10 protein-coding genes are annotated in these 16,510 nt (G+C 55.1%); 4 read left to right on the top strand and 6 right to left on the bottom strand.

The features are described 5' to 3' along the window. Positions 1 to 8 precede the first annotated feature (8 nt). Together HMPREF1257_RS06985 and HMPREF1257_RS06980 are read right to left on the bottom strand one after the other, a co-directional pair. Positions 9 to 1,922, bottom strand: a complete 1,914-nt coding sequence (locus tag HMPREF1257_RS06985) for a site-specific DNA-methyltransferase (protein ID WP_023024825.1) — start codon at positions 1,920 to 1,922, stop codon at positions 9 to 11. A 24-nt stretch (positions 1,923 to 1,946) separates the two neighbouring features. Then, the gene (locus HMPREF1257_RS06980; protein WP_034659485.1) at positions 1,947 to 4,844 is read right to left on the bottom strand and encodes an SNF2-related protein; all 2,898 of its coding nucleotides are present in this window, start codon (positions 4,842 to 4,844) and stop codon (positions 1,947 to 1,949) included. Positions 4,845 to 5,310: 466 nt separating this feature from the next. Here HMPREF1257_RS06980 and HMPREF1257_RS06970 point away from each other — a divergent pair. Then, positions 5,311 to 6,527 (top strand): IS3 family transposase gene (locus tag HMPREF1257_RS06970; protein ID WP_156904648.1). Its coding sequence is split into 2 segments (ribosomal slippage): positions 5,311 to 5,572 and positions 5,572 to 6,527, totalling 1,218 coding nucleotides; the frame shifts between segments, so codons are not numbered across the junction. Between the two features lie 3 nt (positions 6,528 to 6,530). Here HMPREF1257_RS06970 and HMPREF1257_RS06965 read toward each other — a convergent pair. From HMPREF1257_RS06965 to HMPREF1257_RS06960, 3 genes are all read right to left on the bottom strand, one after another. Beyond that, on the bottom strand, positions 6,531 to 8,978 hold the full coding sequence (locus HMPREF1257_RS06965; protein WP_023024817.1) for an AAA family ATPase: 2,448 nt from the start codon (positions 8,976 to 8,978) through the stop codon (positions 6,531 to 6,533). A 220-nt stretch (positions 8,979 to 9,198) separates the two neighbouring features. Then, complete coding sequence (locus HMPREF1257_RS12505) at positions 9,199 to 9,447, bottom strand: hypothetical protein (protein WP_232211479.1); 249 nt, start codon at positions 9,445 to 9,447, stop codon at positions 9,199 to 9,201. Positions 9,448 to 9,493: 46 nt separating this feature from the next. Continuing rightward, the gene (locus HMPREF1257_RS06960) at positions 9,494 to 11,035 is read right to left on the bottom strand and encodes a VaFE repeat-containing surface-anchored protein (RefSeq protein WP_023024813.1); all 1,542 of its coding nucleotides are present in this window, start codon (positions 11,033 to 11,035) and stop codon (positions 9,494 to 9,496) included. A 597-nt stretch (positions 11,036 to 11,632) separates the two neighbouring features. On the opposite strand from HMPREF1257_RS06960, the gene HMPREF1257_RS06955 reads away from it, so the two are divergent. Beyond that, positions 11,633 to 12,298, top strand: a complete 666-nt coding sequence (locus HMPREF1257_RS06955) for a sugar O-acetyltransferase (RefSeq protein WP_023024811.1) — start codon at positions 11,633 to 11,635, stop codon at positions 12,296 to 12,298. Then, the gene (gene hrpB, locus HMPREF1257_RS06950; RefSeq protein WP_023024809.1) at positions 12,299 to 14,569 is read left to right on the top strand and encodes an ATP-dependent helicase HrpB; all 2,271 of its coding nucleotides are present in this window, start codon (positions 12,299 to 12,301) and stop codon (positions 14,567 to 14,569) included. A gap of 1 nt (position 14,570) precedes the next feature. On the opposite strand, the gene HMPREF1257_RS06945 is transcribed toward hrpB, so the two are convergent. Next, positions 14,571 to 15,341 (bottom strand): TSUP family transporter, encoded by a 771-nt coding sequence (locus tag HMPREF1257_RS06945; protein WP_023024807.1) that lies wholly within the window; start codon positions 15,339 to 15,341, stop codon positions 14,571 to 14,573. Positions 15,342 to 15,399: 58 nt separating this feature from the next. On the opposite strand from HMPREF1257_RS06945, the gene HMPREF1257_RS06940 reads away from it, so the two are divergent. Then, positions 15,400 to 16,506, top strand: coding sequence for an AbrB family transcriptional regulator (locus tag HMPREF1257_RS06940; protein ID WP_023024805.1), 1,107 nt, complete (start codon positions 15,400 to 15,402; stop codon positions 16,504 to 16,506). The last annotated feature ends 4 nt before the right edge of the window (positions 16,507 to 16,510 follow it).

The following is a 16,510-nucleotide window of genomic DNA, read 5'->3' as shown; positions in this document are numbered from 1 at the left end:
AGCCGTCCCTATGCCGTCCAAAGTTCGACGTCGTTAGTCTTACACATCTGCGCCAAGTTAGTTTTCAGCTGGTCGTCCCCCTGGAAGACATCTTCCAAAATGATGAACTGAACCGGCTTGGTATCTATAGCAGCTCGAAGCAACGACAAAGTTGGCTTGGTGTGCTCGTCGAGGTAAGCCAACACCAGTATGTCCTCGACTCCGCCTTCGTCGACACGGACAACCGCCTGGTAACGCAAACCGTCAATCTCTACGTCACGAACCTGTTCGACCAAAGAGTGTCCCTGCTTGATAAGAATCTCAGTAAAAAGCGCATCAGCCGAGGCATTATCGTCAGCGCTGCCACGCAGGCTTTCAAGGTGCGCTTCCAGCTGCGTCGCATCCGTATCTGATTCAGTGTGCCACTTAGCGAAGTTGGTGTCTGAAAGCTTGAAAGCCCGGAAACCAACGTCCAGAGCTATTTCACGTTCAGCGATCTCTTCAGCGAAGTCTTGTTTAATCTTCTCTCCAGCCCGACGGATACGCTCGCGGGAAATTTCAGAGATTGTCGAAAATCCGGCCTTGGCTGCTTCTGATTTTTCCGGGGTAGGTTCAGGTAGCTGCACCATTATAAATCGGCGCGAACCATTGTCCTTCTGATTTGCACTCATTACAGCATGTGCTGTTGAGCTTGAACCTGCAAAAAAGTCAAGTACAATGTCATCATCGCGGCTAGACATTTTAAGCATTTCTTCAAGCAAACCAACTGGCTTCGGACTGTCGAAGTAGGTTGAACCATCGAAAAGATTTGCAACCTCTTTTGTGCCTTGAGTGTTAAATGGCGCAAAGTCCCAGAGCGTAGTCCAAGTGGTTCCCGATTTAATATTCTTAAGGAATCGCTTTAGCTTCGGCGCTCCGCGTCCATTCTTTCCGAAGTAAAGCTCATCGTTGCGCTGTAACTCGGTTATCCTATCCCGACTAAATCTCCAGTTCCCATGATTTGCGGGCCAAAATTCCTCGCCGGTCGTCGGATTGGTAATCGGAAAATAGAGACTATCGACATATCGTCCGCCTTTTACGTTGGCAGTCAAATCTCCGGCAACCCAAGGGCCATTTGGGTGATTATCTGGGTTCTTATACCGAGCTAGTTGTTCGGCATCACGGGGACGCAAGTAAACACCCGAGAGGTCCTTTTTACCATATACGAGGACGTAGTCATGTTGCGCTCCTACAGCCCGATCATTTGGAGGGGTATTCCTCTTTTTCCATAGAATTTGTCCGATAAACCTACTTTCACCAAAAACTTCATTGCACAGACCGACGAGCCTGTGCATCTCTTCGTCGTCGATACTTATGAATATGAGACCGTCCTCTCGAAGCAAGTTCCTCGCCAGCTTCAGCCTGGGATACATCATGTTGAGCCAGTTGGAGTGGAAACGCCCCGCGGACTCCGAGTTGGATGAAAGCTTCTTCCCTTCCTCGTTAACTTGCTTCGACCATTCGAGGTAGGTGTCGAGACCTTCCTTGAAATTGTCCGGGTAGACGAAGTCCTTACCGGTGTTGTACGGAGGATCAATGTAGATCATCTTGATCTTTCCGTGGTAGTGCTTCTGGAGCACCTTCAGTACCTCGAGGCTATCCCCCTCAATGAAGACGTTCTTGGTGGTGTCCCAGTCCTTAGAGTTTTCCTTTTCCGGGACCAGGGTTGCCGTGGTTGGGGCCTGTGCAGCCCGCATAGCCCGCTTCTTGCCCGGCCAGAACAGACCGAAGCGCTCGCTGGTATCTGAAACATCGCCCTCAAGGAGTTCCTTGAGCTTCTCAACGTCAATCTTGCCGTCAGCGATGACTTCCGGAGCTAGGTCAGCCAGTTGCTCGGCCAGCTCGGTACGGAACTCTGGGCTACCGCTTGGGACTTGGTTAATCATTTCATCGTGTTCGTTCATTATCTTCTCCTCCATTACCTTTACTTACGCTTTGACCTGCCACCGGATGGTGAACAATTCTTCTTCGTGACGCTTGCCTTGCAAAGACTGCCTAATCAGGATCAGCAGCTCATCGACATTATCTCGGAGCGTTCGCTTCTCCTTTCGATACTTGCTCTCAATCTCATCAATCTCATCGTCTAATCGGCGCGCCTTCTTCTTAAGTCTTAGCTGCTCCATCGGATCTACAGCTTGGTTGGCTCGCTTCCGGATTTCCTTCCGCTTGGTTTCCAGTTCTCCCACAGCCTTTCTCCGCTCCGTATCGAGATCAAGAATCTGGCTCTCCAGCAGTTCTTCCTGCTGGTTGTAGTAGCTCGAGTTACGATGCTGGACTTCCTTCTCCAGCGAGTCCTGCTGCTCACGGATAGCGCCCGCGAACTGCTCCTGGTCAAGATCTGCGCCTAGGTCACGTTGCTCCGCTACTCGCAGATCCATCATCTCCGCAATATCTTCGGGGCTCAGAACGTCTCCAGAATCCGAAGCACCTGCAGCTAGTAGGTAGCTTTCTGAGATGTCGTTTTCGCCTGCCTTCATCATGAAGGTCAAGTCTTTAACCGTGAGACTGCCGGCTTGGCCAACCAGCTGCTTCATCCGCGAGCTCACTCGCTCAGACTGGGAAATGTCAAAAACCAGTTCCCTAGAGGGAGTTTCGGCATTCATTGCCCCGTCGACCACGAATTTCGCCAGATCACTGTGATAGCGGTATTGGCGCGAGTTAGCACTCGGCGAGGACTTGAAGTGGTAACGCCCGGTTGGAATATTTTCCTCGGGTGCAGAATGAAGAACGAAGTTTCGGCCATCACCCTCAAAACACGCACTTGCCTGCAGCCGGTTAATGGTCAAGAGCAACAGCAACTGCTCGAACTTGTTGAGCACCGCGCCGGATTGCTCATCATAAGACTTCAAACGGTCACGCACTGACGGATCAAGGTTGTCGAAAACCTTGGCCTTAGCCGCAGCCATATCCTTACTCACCGCCTCGGCATACTTCGCCTCCAGCTCCTCAAAGGCCCGGTTGATCTCATCAGCCGTACGATAATTGTCGTAGATGTTGGCAATCTCTTGGGCGAAGTCGAAACCGTTCTCAATTCGCCCCAGCACCTCATCACTGGCCCCAAAGAGGCTGTCGAAGATATGAAACTTGTCCTGCAAGAGTTCCAGGATGCGAGACTCAGCAGTGTTGCCCTGGTTGAAGAAGTTAGCAATAACAAAGTCATACTTCTGACCAAACCGGTGAATACGACCAATACGCTGTTCAACCCGCTGCGGGTTCCAGGGCAAGTCGTAATTAATCAACATCGAGCAGAATTGCAGGTTAATACCTTCAGCCGCTGCCTCGGTAGCAATCATGATCTTGCCTTCATCACGGAAATAATCCACCAACGCCTTACGCCGGTCAGCCGAAAGATTACAGGTCACAATATCGCTGCCAGCATTCTTCTCCAGCCATGCCCGGTATATCTCGGTCTGCTCCGGTGAGCTGTTGTTGCCATTAAACAGCACCAACCCATCTCCGTACCCCGAATCCCGCAGCATCCGTGCCAAAAAGTTTTGCGTATCCGTGTACTCGGTGAAGATAATCGCCTTCTCGGGCGCACCAATTTCTCTCAGTCGTTCAAAGCCACGCTCAATTGCTTCAGTAAGCTTAAGCGCCTTTTGGTTAACCTCAATGGATTCCGCCAGTTCGGCATAGTCATTAAGCTCATCGATCTCCTGCTGGATCTGCCGCCGAATCTCCGGATCCGACCAATCCTCCCCCGGCTCCGCCAGATGACCGAAGGACTCCAAGGCTGCTTGTTCTTCATCAAGCAACTCATCTTCAAACTCAAACAATTGCTGGTTTTGATCTGAGTGCCCATTGGCGGCAAGCTCTTCTGCCAGACGCTTGGCAGTGTTCCGCAGCGTAATACCCACCGCGAAGGTCGAAGAACCTAGACGCTTACGCATCACCAGCGACGATAACGCCCGTTGAGAATTGTTAAAGGCATACAGTGTCCCGCGCTGCAGATAGTCGTTAACTAAGTCATATAGCTCGATTTCGTCGTCAGAAGGCAAGAACTCCACGGTCAAAGGATCTCGATTGGTGAAACGGATATACTTCTCTGCTTCGCGACGCAGGGTGCGCTTTGTTAGATGACTCATGCGCTCAGCCAGGTCGTCAGCCATGAACTGTTCGCCATTAGTCTTGACGTAGCGCTCCCGGAAAACATCCAAGGATCGGAAATACTCTGGGTCGAACAGCGAGACCAGACCATAGACTTCCTCCAGTCGGTTCTGGAGAGGCGTCGCGGTCAACATGACTATTTTGCTAGCACCATCCATAACTTTGCCGACCGACGAAGCCACCTTGGATTTGGCTGGTCCCTTGTAGAAATTCCGCAGACGGTGGGCTTCGTCGGCAACCACCAAATCCCAAGGGCGCAACAAATCAGCCTCATGTTGGCGCACAAATTCATATGACGCGATAAGGACCTGTTGACCTCCATGACCAGCTAGCAATTGCTTTCTATTTTTCGAGTGCAGCAACTCGGAGGCGATGCAGAACTTCTCGTACAGCTCCTGTTTCCACTGCTGTCTAAGACTAGCTGGCGCAATAATTAAGATACGGCGTTTACGTTCAGCCCAGTACTGAGTAATGACAATGCCCGCCTCGATAGTCTTACCCAGGCCAACTTCGTCAGCGAGGATGACCCCTCTCGTCGCATTGCCTTTTAGCGCGAACAGCGCGGCATCAATTTGGTGCGGCTTCGACTCAACTTGCGCGTCAAACAACAGTCCAGCGAGTTTACCGACATGGTCATTGGCATAGCTACGTTCAAGCTCGTGCGCAAAATACTTCGCCTGATAGCTACTGAGATGGGAACCAAATTCCACTCTCGACATGTCATGTAAGTTCGCGGTCGCTCCTCGCTGTGCAGAGCCCTCCATTGAATCCTCTCAAAACCAGATGGCGCTAAATTTCAACGTGGTGATTATATCGAGAGGAAGACGCCGGGAAACCCTAAATGAGTGCATTTTGCACTCGTAAACAAGAACACAGCTGGCTCGCGACACCAACTACGGGCCTGAATGAGTCGAACGGAGACATGGGGACGGTCTGGAACGAAGCTTCTGGACCTGACCCCTTTTTGGTGGACACCTGATATCCAGCCCAGTCGGGCTGGCAAGATTGGTAATCTACCATCATGTCCAGGTACTGCGAACAGTTCAGACGCGATGCTGTGGCTGTCCATGAGAACAATGAGGACCTCTCGCTGAACGCAGCATCAGCACAGCTCGGTATCAACCGTGAGGTTACCCTCGTTTAGTGGACACCCTATTTGTGCGGATTTTGTGTCCGTAGGAGAGGATGTTCATTGTGAGTCAACAGCGCAAGAAGTACACGCCGGAGTACCGGCGTGAAGCCGCGAACCTGGTAATCGAGTCGCAGCGCCCGATCGCTCATGTGGCTAAGGAGATTGGCGTCGCACCAGGCCTTTTAGGCCGGTGGGTCAAACTTGAGCGTGAACGCCGAGGAGCATCAGATGGGATGAGTGAGGCTGATCTTCGTGCTGAGAACGCTCGTCTGCGTCGTGAGCTGGCAGAAGCCAAGATGGATAACGAGTTTTTGTCAAAAGCGACAGCCTTCTTCGCCGCAAAGCAACGCGATCAGAAAAGTTCGAATTAATGCAGCAGGAGAAGGCGAATTTCAGTATCAAGCGCATGGCACGCTTGTTGAAGGTGTCTCGGTCTGGATACTACAAATGGGCCCATACACAGCAGAAACGACTATCCGGCGAAGATAATCGTGCAGCATTTTACAATGATGTTGACCGCAAGATTCACCAGATTTGGAAAAACTCCGATGAGGTTTATGGTGCTCCGCGGATCACCGCAGAACTTGCCGAGCGCTACCACATTGCGCTTAACCGTAAGACTGTGGCTAAACGGATGCGTATGGTGGGCATTGAAGGGATTTCACCGCGGGCCTTTGTTCCAGTGACAACGGTCCAAACTAAGCGTAAGTCGAGTCTTCCTGACCTAGTCAAGCGCATGTTTGATACTGGTGAGCTCAACCGAGTATGGATGTCAGATATTACCTACCTGCGCACTGCTGAAGGATGGTTGTACTTGTGCGCGGTCCGCGATGGCCATTCCCGCAGAGTACTGGGATGGGCTATGGATAGCGTTCAAGATACATACCTGGTCCAACGGGCCCTGCGGATGGCGCATGCACTACGCGGTGGCGTTCCTGATGGGCTGGTGTTTCACGCTGACCGCGGAACCCAATTCACCAGCGAAAAACTCTGGGAAGTTTGCCGCAACCTGGGCATTGCTCAGTCCGTAGGGCGTACTGGCGTGTGCTTCGATAACGCGATGGCCGAGTCGTTCTGGTCGACGCTTAAAACCGAATTCTACGACCGTAAGCGCTGGGCGACCCGGAATGCCGCCCGCAAGGCCGTTGCCTACTGGATTGAAGTGGTCTACAACCGTCGGCGCCGGCACTCCGCACTCGGGATGGTCAGCCCCGTCGACTTTGAGAACCGCATTGGTCTAACCACCAGCAGAAAAGAAATAGTTGCCTAACCACTAGGTAGCTCCACTACGTGTCCACGATTTGCGGGCAACCCCAGGCGCTCCAATTTCTGCGATGACTTTGTCATCAAGCAACTTCTTAATCTTGACAAAATCGGCTGCGCCGTTGCTCAGACGCCCAGGAATATGCGCAGGCGAAATGATATGAATCAAATACAGCATTTCCCTTACATATCGTCGAAAATCTGGCTCTGAAAGAGTCGGAAGCAGCATAAAATCAAAGTTGCGAAGCTGAAATTCCGAATGAGAATCCGGATTTAGAAAATTTCTTCCAGCATAATGATCTAAGAACTGAACATATTGTTCGCCACATGAAGCGAAATAACTACGCACTGCCGGTGATGCTGCCGCCGTGGTCAACCGCTCGCCCAAATGAAAAGTAGTAAAAGCTTCCCAGACTCGGCGGACTTCGTTGGAAGTGGGCAGCACAATGGAGTTTTCGCCACCGATTGTTGCATCAAACATTCCTCGCAACGACTTCTTATACTGATCTATTCTGTCAAAAGAAACGCGCTTTAATGTTCCTTCTTCTAGATTCCAGCTCAATACTCGATCGTTCACAATATCTGCGAAGCATTGTGACAGATCATTAGCAACCGCGATGTCATGCGTAAGAACCAATAGTTTGGCTTCACTCATCTTCTCGAACATCTTAGAACCAATCTGACGAATCAATGACAACGCGCCATACTTATTCTTGGAATCGAAGCTCGAAATAGGATCATCGAGCACATATAAGGAGTTTTGTTTCAGATTATCGCCAAATCGCTTATGCCGCGCAGTGCCGACGAAGAAGTAACATAACGCGAGCAGATTTTGCTCACCAGTAGAGAGATTTCCGGGTTGGAGTTCTCGTGCGCGATTTGACACCACATACCCTCCACCAATAGCAGACTCCAGTTTAATGGTGTCCTTTCCAAAAGCCAGCTGCAGAAGCGTATTGATCTCTGTTGCTGCGTCTTCCGTATTGCTCAGCTTATGACGAAGCGCAACTAGACTTTCAGCCAGCTCATTCGTCTTACATTTTTCCGAAGTGTAAGTCTTATATGCAGCTTCTCGGTCTTTAACAGCTTTCTCATAGGCAATAATTTCAGCAGCAGCCTCAGCTCGCGCAATCTGCGTATTAAGCTCGGCAGCTTCTGCATGAAGCTTAGCAATGTTGTTGAACTGCTTATTATGTCGTTCCACAAGCAGCCCCACAGTTTCCAGAGCTTCATTTCTCTTTTTCCATGCATCGGTGTATTCCAACTCACTGATCGAAAACACGGAGGCAGGGTTGTCGATTTTCGCATCAATCGCTTCATTTATGAGCCGTAACTGGTCCTGGTACTGTTCGTGAGCAGCAGTCGCGGACTCCAGCTGTTCGACACCCGCAGAGGCGATTTCGGGAAGCACTAGACTTTCAAGCTTTTCCTCAACTTTGAGACTCTTCAGCTTCTCAATCGACTTTTGTTGATCGATTCGCTCGACTTGGGCCATCAATGAGGTCGCTAAATGTTGGCGAAAGTCGGAGGAAATATCTTGGAAGCAGTGTGGGCAATATTCTGCGCTAGCCTCAACCAATTCTTCAAAGCGCGCAATTAGGGTTTGCTTTCCCAAACTTGCTTCAAAAACCTTGGCGTCAAGTGCTCCTGCATCGGAATCAAGCTCAGGAGCCGTGATTTCTGATGCTATATTTTCGATCTGTTTTATGTTGATCTGCGGAGGTGCCTGAGGCACTACCCATGAAATTCGCTCAGAGGAATACAGTCTGTCTAGCTGCTCTACGAGGTCGGAAAATTCAACCTCCAACTCCCCTTGAGTTTTACCTTCAGCTTTATCTTTCCCAATTATTTTTTTAATAACTTTCGAACGCAGCTGCGTCGATTTATTGTCCAGTGCGATTAGTGATGTTCGCCCTTGCCAGGACTTCTTTGGTTCCTCGCCTTGGCTTGCTTGAAGTACTTTCTTCAGTGCTTTATACGCCGCATCGCATTCCTTTTCCTTCGAATTCAAGCTCTCTTCGGCAATCACTTCCGCTTGCCGCGCACGAGCCAAAGCTGCTTCCGCTTCATCGATTTCATCTTGCAGGTTTGCCTGCGGACCTAGGAGGATGATCGGCTCAAGCTGTTCAGTGTCTCTAAACCGGAAATTTCTCTGAATGAAAGCGTCATCGAATACGTAAACGTTCTCTGGTGATTCAATGGCCAATTGACTTCCGTTTAGATCGCTAAACGTAACGTCTGCTCCTGGAGTTGTTAATTTTCTAGCGATTGTTGACTTTCCGCTCCCGTTTTCTGCATAAACAATCGCAGCCCCAGATTTGAACGTTGTTTTCTTCTTGTTCTTATCTTCTCGTGTGAATAGTGGAAGAAGGACTCGTTTTTCTGGAGCATAATCAAACGACAACGTCAAAGACGACAATTTTGTACAGTCGATTATTGTTTGGTTTACCTCGGCCATGGCAGTACTCCGTCCTACGCTACAAACACTACTCATTGAATATAGTTAATTGGCGAGTCGATGTCTCACATTTTCGTATGAAGGTCGCCAACAAGGCGCTCACCAAAACCGTCTGGTACCTCGTCCTAAAGAAGACTCGGCCAGAAAATCACCAAGCAAGCCGTAGGCTCCGCCGCCACCAAAATCGTCCCCGTCCTCGGCGGCGTCGTCGCCGGCACGCTTACCTATGCCACTTTCCGCCCCAAGGGCCAACCACTTCGTCAACGCCGTCAACGACACCTTCAAGCTCGAAGACGACCCCAAGAACGAACTCAACCCCGAATTCCTCAAAGAACTCCAGGAACAGGAAAAACGTGAGGTTACCCACACATCGTGGATACGTAGCGACACTTCTTCCCTGTGAGACAGCTGCTTCTCTTTCATAAGTGCGGCAGGCTATATAGAAATCCCCTCCAGCATGTTCGTTCACACGCTGGAGGGGATTCGCAGTAGTTAAGTCGCGTTAGCGATACAGGCTACTTAATGTAGCTCTGCATACCCGGCTCAAGCTCAGTTGCGCCGGAAGGTACGGACTTAATCTCAGCACGCTGAGCGTCGGCAGGCAGTGCACTGCCGACCTCTCCAGGTTCTTGACCCGCAGCATCGCCGCTGCCGTTGTTATGGCCGGAGTTTTCATCCTCAGGAGCATCCTGGTTATTAGGCTGGTGGCCCTTGCCACCATGGCTACCATTCGGATTTTCCTCTTGGTGGCCGACCTCATCGAAGTGGTCCTTGATGATCTTGCCCAGGCCAATGCCCGGAATCAGGATGAGCCACCATGAGGTCTTGCCGCCATCCTTCTTAGAGGTGACAGTCTGATCCTTATCATTGATGTCCTTGTGGTCAGCGATGTGGTTCGGATTCTCCGACGTGACATCCGGAGTGTCCTCACCCTTGTCGTTGACCTCAACAGAAGTCAGCTCTTCGAAGGCAACCGCAGCCTGGACAGGCTCCTTCACATCATTGTTCACGGTGATGATGACAGGCTTCATGCCATTGGACTTCTTAGGGGCGAAGGTAGCTTCACCGGTACCCAGAACGGTTTTACCGTCCTTCTTGCTAATCAGCTCAGCCTTCAGGGTGTATTCCTTACCCGGAATCAGACCCTCATAGGTGACCTCATCGACAATCTTGGCACCAGCAACAACCTCATGAGACCCCTCTTTGAAGTCAGCGTTGGTAGAGATATTCGGAGTGCCCCTCTCCTCGCTGCTACTAGTCTCGTCCTTCAGGGTAGTTGTCACGCAATCCGACGGCTTAGCAGAAGTAGTCGGCTCATCTGTCTCAGAAGCCTCGGAAGATGTGGTCTCTACAGGCTCAGACTCAGACTCAGACGGTTCAACCGACTCAGAAGGCTCTACGCTCTCAGAGTCGCCCGGCTCCTCAGACTCACAAACTTCGCTGGTCTTCGTGGTAGAAGACTGCGCGGTAGTGCTCTTGCCACCGTCAGGATTACCCGGGGTCTCACCAGGCTCTTCTTTCGAAGTCACAATCTGCGCGGCATCATTGGGATCCTTGTGATCCGCAATGTGGTTCGGCTTCTCCGGAGTAGTACCCGGAGTCTCAGCACCATCAGCATTGACCTCAACAGAAGTCAACTCCTCAAAGGCAACCGCAGCAGCAACCGGCTGCGCAGCATGTTCAACCGTGATATCAACCGTGGTCTCACCCTTAGAAGAATCCGCCTCAAAATCAGCAGAACCGGTACCCAGCTCAGTATTACCGCCCTTAGACATCAACTTCGCATCCAAGTGGTACTTCTTACCATCAACCAGACCCTCATATTTCACAGTGTCGGTAACAACCGCACCATTGACAACACGAGACGAACCCTCAGCAAACTTAGCCTCAGTCTTAATCGACGGATTAAAAGTGGACGGGTTAGAGCCGTTTCCGCCATTGTCATCAGGTAGACCCGGCTGATCCACTGGCATCACACTCTGAGCGTCTTTATAGTCGCTACCACTGGGATGGACGACGGTGATGAACGCGTCTTGTGGCTGCTTTGGGATCGACACCGATGGGTCTCTCACAAGTTTTTGAGCGTCAACATATCTAATCTGTCATATGTATTGTCCACTTCCCACAGGTTGCCCGGACCCCGGTGCTGTGAATTCATCATTGGCAAGGCCGAGTCATATCTCCGTTTCCTCTTTATTTAGTGTGTGGTGCTCGATGGACCGCCCTCTGCCTGCGGCGGCCAGACACCGGTCACACACAGCGAAATAACAGAGTGTTTATGAGCCGATACCAATACTTTTTACTGGCTAAGGAGATGCCGTATCGACCGCACACCATAAACACCGGAATCTGCGTAGTTGACCAGGCGACTATGTTCCAGGGGGTTTCCTCCTACCAAGAGCGCGGAAACTATCCCCGCGAAAGTATTTAAGGAATTTTTCCTTTGCAGCAGGCTTTCTGTGGCTAGTGCCAGGGTACGGATTAGGAGGTTTCCCGGTTTCGGTTCTGCGCCGTGGCATGTGGGCAGCATTGAATGCTTGCCTGCCCGCGACGCCACCAGGCGGATACGGTTCCTTTCATCCTGATCACGCTTGATGGGCATACTCCCAATGGCCCAACCACTTAGAAAAACTAGGGGCACCTCACCCTCTACAATGACACCCATGGATACACAGGGGCGGCAGGACTTGGAACGCTACGGCTCATGGGAGCGGATGACCGGTGAGAAGTGGTTCTTGCCGAGCATGCCGGAGGCGAAGAAGGAGCACCAGCGCACTTTTCACTTGGTAAAGCAGCTCAACGAGCTGCACAATACGCACCAAGAGCGTGCCGAAGGCATCTTGCGCGAGATACTGCCGGAAGATTCCGCGGTGCCGGGCCTGCATGTGCCGTTGAACCTGGAGTATGGCTGCAATCTAGTATGTGGCGAGCGCGTCTTCATTAACTTTGGCGCTACCATTTTGGCCCAGGCCCAGGTGATGCTCGGTGATGGCGTCATGGTGGGCCCCAATTGCTCCCTGATTACGGTGGGGCATCCGGTAAACGATCATGAAATGCGCGCTGGTGGGTGGGAGATAGCCAAGCCCATCACCATCGGTGACAACACCTGGCTCGGTGCCAATGTCACTGTGCTGCCGGGCATCACCATTGGAAAAAACTGCGTCTTAGGCGCAGGCACGCTTATTACCACCGATATCCCGGATAATTCGCTGGTCCTGGGCACGCCCGGCCGCGTGGTACGCACGCTGGACGGCGATGAGGATTCGTGGGAGCGCAAGGATTTGGACGGCCCCGTGGAAGGTTTTGGGGCCGCCAACTAAATGTTCGATCTCGCCAGCATCGGCGCGGGCCTGCCCGTAGCCGAGACCATCGATTCGCTGCCTAGCACCGGAAACGTCGTCATTCAGGCACCGCCCGGCACGGGTAAAACCACGCTCGTGCCACCGGCACTGGCCAATCACGCTGCGGGGCGCGGCAAGGTCATCGTCACCGCCCCGCGCCGCGTGGCCGTGCGCGCGGCCGCCCAGCGCTTGAGCACCCTCAGCGGCACCCCGGAGAAGGTCGGTTTCGCCATCCGCGGTGAATCCCGCACGGGCAGCGAGGTCGAATTCGTCACTCCGGGAGTGCTGCTGCGCCGCCTGTTAAAGGATCCGGAGCTCGAGGGCGTGGCCGCCGTGGCCATCGATGAGGTCCATGAGCGCCAGCTGGATACGGATCTGGTGCTCGGCATGTGCCTGGAACTGGCCGAGCTGCGCGAGGACTTCCGCGTCATCGCCATGTCCGCCACGGTAGACGCGCAGCGCTTTTCCCAGCTCATGGGCGCGCCCGTTCACACCACCGAGGCGGTGACCTATCCCCTGGATATCCAGTACGCGCCGCAGCCGGGGCGCGCGGCGGGGTCGCGGGAGTTTTATGGGGGCATCGCCAAGCAGGCGGCCCGCCAACACGAATCCACGCTGGTTTTCGTGCCCGGCGTGCGGGAGGTGAATCTGGTGTGCGAGGAGCTGCGGGGCCATAATGTTTTCCCGCTGCACGGCAAGCAGACCACCGCGGAGCAAGATGCCGCGCTCTATACCGATGAGCAGCGCATTGTGGTGGCCACATCCATCGCGGAGTCCTCGCTGACGGTGCCTGGCGTGCGCGTGGTGGTGGATGCGGGCCTGGCCCGCATTCCCCGGCGCGATGCGCAGCGCGGCATGTCGGGTTTGGTGACGGTGTCCACCTCGAAGTCGAGTGCAGACCAGCGTGCGGGCCGTGCTGGACGTGAGGGTCCCGGTACGGTCATTCGTTGCTATTCCCAGGACGATTACCAGCACTTTTCCCCGCATACCACCCCGGAGATCCTGTCTGCAGATCTCACCCAGGCCGCTTTGTTCCTGGACTGTTGGGGCGCGGGCCCAGATTTCCCGCTGCTTGACTTGCCTCCCGAACCGGCCCTTGCCGCGGCGCATTCAACGCTCAAGCGCATCGGCGCGACACAGGAGCTTGCCCTGCTGCCCACCGATCCCCGCCTCGGCGCTTCCCTGCTCCGGCACGGCAGGCAGGCGGCACCGACCATCGCCGCGCTTGCCGATGCCCCCACCAACACCACCGATCTCACCCGTCGCCCCGCACCGCAGAAGGAAGTCAAGCGCCTGTCCCGCCTGGTGGAGGATCTCGGCCCCGCAGACCCCGGCGAGGTCGTCGCCACCGCCTATCCCGAGCAGGTGGCCAAGCGCGTGGGTGAAGACTACCTGCTGGCCAGCGGCACCCGCGCACGGCTGCTGGATAACTCCGGGCTGGCCGGCTCGCCGTGGCTCGCCATCGCGGAGGTCACCCTCTCCAATGCCGGAAACCCCATCATCCGCACCGCCGCGCGCATCGCAGAATCCGCCGCGTTAGATGCCATCGGCGTGACCGAAGAAAACCGCGCCTTCCTGCGTGGGGGCCGCGTGCGCGGGGTCAAGGTCCGGGCGGCCGGAGCGATTGTGCTGTCCGAGACCCCGGTTAGGATCACCGGCGATGCCGCCGCGCAGGCCCTAGCCGCCGGAATCCGCGAAGAGGGACTCGGCCTATTTACCTTCAGCGAGAAGGCCCAGAGCTTGAAAGATAGGCTCCGCCACCTGCGCGCGCACTACGGTGATCCGTGGCCGGATGTCGATGCCGCCGATCCCGCCGAGTGGCTCGGGCCCGAGCTGCACCAGATTGCCGAGGGAACCCCCACCGCCAAGATAGACATGTACCCCGCCTTGCAGCGCCTGCTCCCCTGGCCGGAAGCCACCCGCCTGGATGAGCTCGCACCTCAGCGCCTCCCAGTGCCCTCCGGCCGCAATGCCAAAATCGATTGGTCGGGCGAGCGCCCCGTGGTCCACATCAAGTTGCAGGAGTGCTTCGGCCTGGCCGAATCTCCGGAGTACTGCGGCAACCGCGTGCAATTTCACTTGCTCTCCCCCGCCGGCCACCCGCTGGCGGTCACCGATGACCTCGCGAGCTTCTGGTCCGGCCCCTACACCGGGGTGCGCGCCGATATGCGCGGGCGCTACCCCAAGCACCCGTGGCCCGAGGATCCGTGGAATGCTATCGCCACCGCGCGGACCAAGAACCGGATGTAGCCTAACCCCACTGCTGCCAGGATAAATAGCAGCTCATGACCACGACCAAGGTAAGCAGGGCGTAGCGGATAAACTTCGTCCCGCCGCTGAGCACAGTCCGCGCGCCCACCTGCGCGCCGAGGATGTTGGCGGCGGCCAACGCGATGCCAAGGGTCCACCACACGTGGCCGCCAAGGATAAAGGTCACCAGCGCGCCAAGGTTCGTGGCGGTATTGACCACCTTGGCCATCGCCGCGGATTTCAAGAAGTTCTGGGAGAAGATAAAGGTAAAGGCCATGATCAGGAACATGCCGGTGCCCGGGCCAAAGATGCCGTCATAAAAGGAGATGGCCGCTACCGCCGCAAGCCCCGCCCAGGTGCGCCATCCGCCGCGGATCCCGGGCGACTCGGTGGTGCCGAAGCTCGGCTTAAAGGTCACGAAGACGCCCACCACCACTAACAGCACGATAATGAGCGGGCGCATGATGTCGCTATTTAGATTCGCCGCCACACTCGCGCCCAGCCCGGCGCACACGAGGGCGATGAGGGCGTAGCGAACGAGCTCTCCTGCCGGCGGGCCCACCCTGCGCACCAAGGTCACGGCCGCCGATGCCGTGCCGGATACCGCCGCGAGCTTGTTGGTGGCCAGCGCCGTTGCCGGTGCCAGCCCCGGCACGACGGCAAGCAATAGCGGAATAAGCACGAGGCCTCCCCCGCCAATGACCGCGTCGATCCAGCCTGCCCCCGCCGCTCCCATAAGGAGCACCGCCCACTGCGCCACGTCGATATCCATGAGGAGATCATAAACCCCGCGGCGGGGAGGTCTAGACTCGATCGAGGACGAGCAGAAGATGGGAGAACGCGTGGCTAAACGGCACTGGGGAATAAGCGTAGACACCCACACCATCCTGCGGTGGGGCATCGTGGTCCCCGTCTCCATCCTCTTGGGCTGGCTTTTTAGCATGTGGCACGTGCCGGCCGCGTGGATTTTGGCCGCGATCATTGCCTCCGGCGCCATGGCGCTTATCACCGGCGAAGACCTCAAGGTCAACCGCAAATTTTATGGGCTATCGCGCGGATTCATCGGCATCATGGCCGCGCTGCCGCTAACGGTGGTCCCCTTTGGCCAATTGGTGGGATACCTGCCGGCGGCCATAACCATGTCCTTTGTCACCATCGCGCTGGGCATCTTCTGCGGCGTCATGCTGCACCGCCAGCAGCCACGGGACGTCTCCTCCGAAACCGGCATCCTGTCCATGCTTCCCGGGGGTGCCTCGCTCATGCCCGCGCTTGCCGATGAACTCGGTGCCGACTACCGCTACGTCGCGCTCACCCAATACCTGCGGTTATTGATCGTCTCCGTATCCCTTCCCGCCGTCGTGACCTTCCTCGATACGCCTGCCGGAAGGGGCGGTGACTTAAGGCTCGAGGCGGAAACCACCTGGTGGATCATCGCGTTGGTGCTCGTTATCGCGCTGGTCGGTGAAAGCCTTGGCAAATTCCTGCACCTGCCCGCCGCAGCGGTGCTCGGCCCGCTGATCTTGACCGTGCTGGCCTCATTCTTCCTGCCGGAGGGGCATACGCTGGAGCCGATCTATGCCTTTAAGGTTATTGCCTTTTTGGCCATCGGGTGGGTCTGCGGCGGCGGGCTTTCTCTCCCCTCGCTCAAGGCCTTTGCCAAGCAACTTCCCGCGACGATTCTTTCCATCGCGGCGGTCCTCGGCCTGTGCGCGGCCACCGCGTGGCCATTGATGCATTGGCTGAATATCAGCTACTTCGAGGCCTACCTAGCCACCAGCCCCGGCGCGCTAGAGACGGTGCTCGCGCTCTCTGCGGAAGGTGGGGCTGGCCCCGTGGTTATCGCGGTGCAGCTTACCCGCCTCATCGCCGTGCTGGTCATTGCGGGGTACCTGCCGCAGCTCATCAGGGCCGTCAGCAAGTTTTCCACACGGCGCTAGCGTG

It is taken from the genome of Corynebacterium sp. KPL1814, assembly GCF_000478175.1.
Lineage (GTDB): Bacteria > Actinomycetota > Actinomycetes > Mycobacteriales > Mycobacteriaceae > Corynebacterium.
The sequence above is the reverse complement of the archived record's forward strand: the minus strand, read 5'-3'. Positions and strand labels throughout refer to the sequence as shown.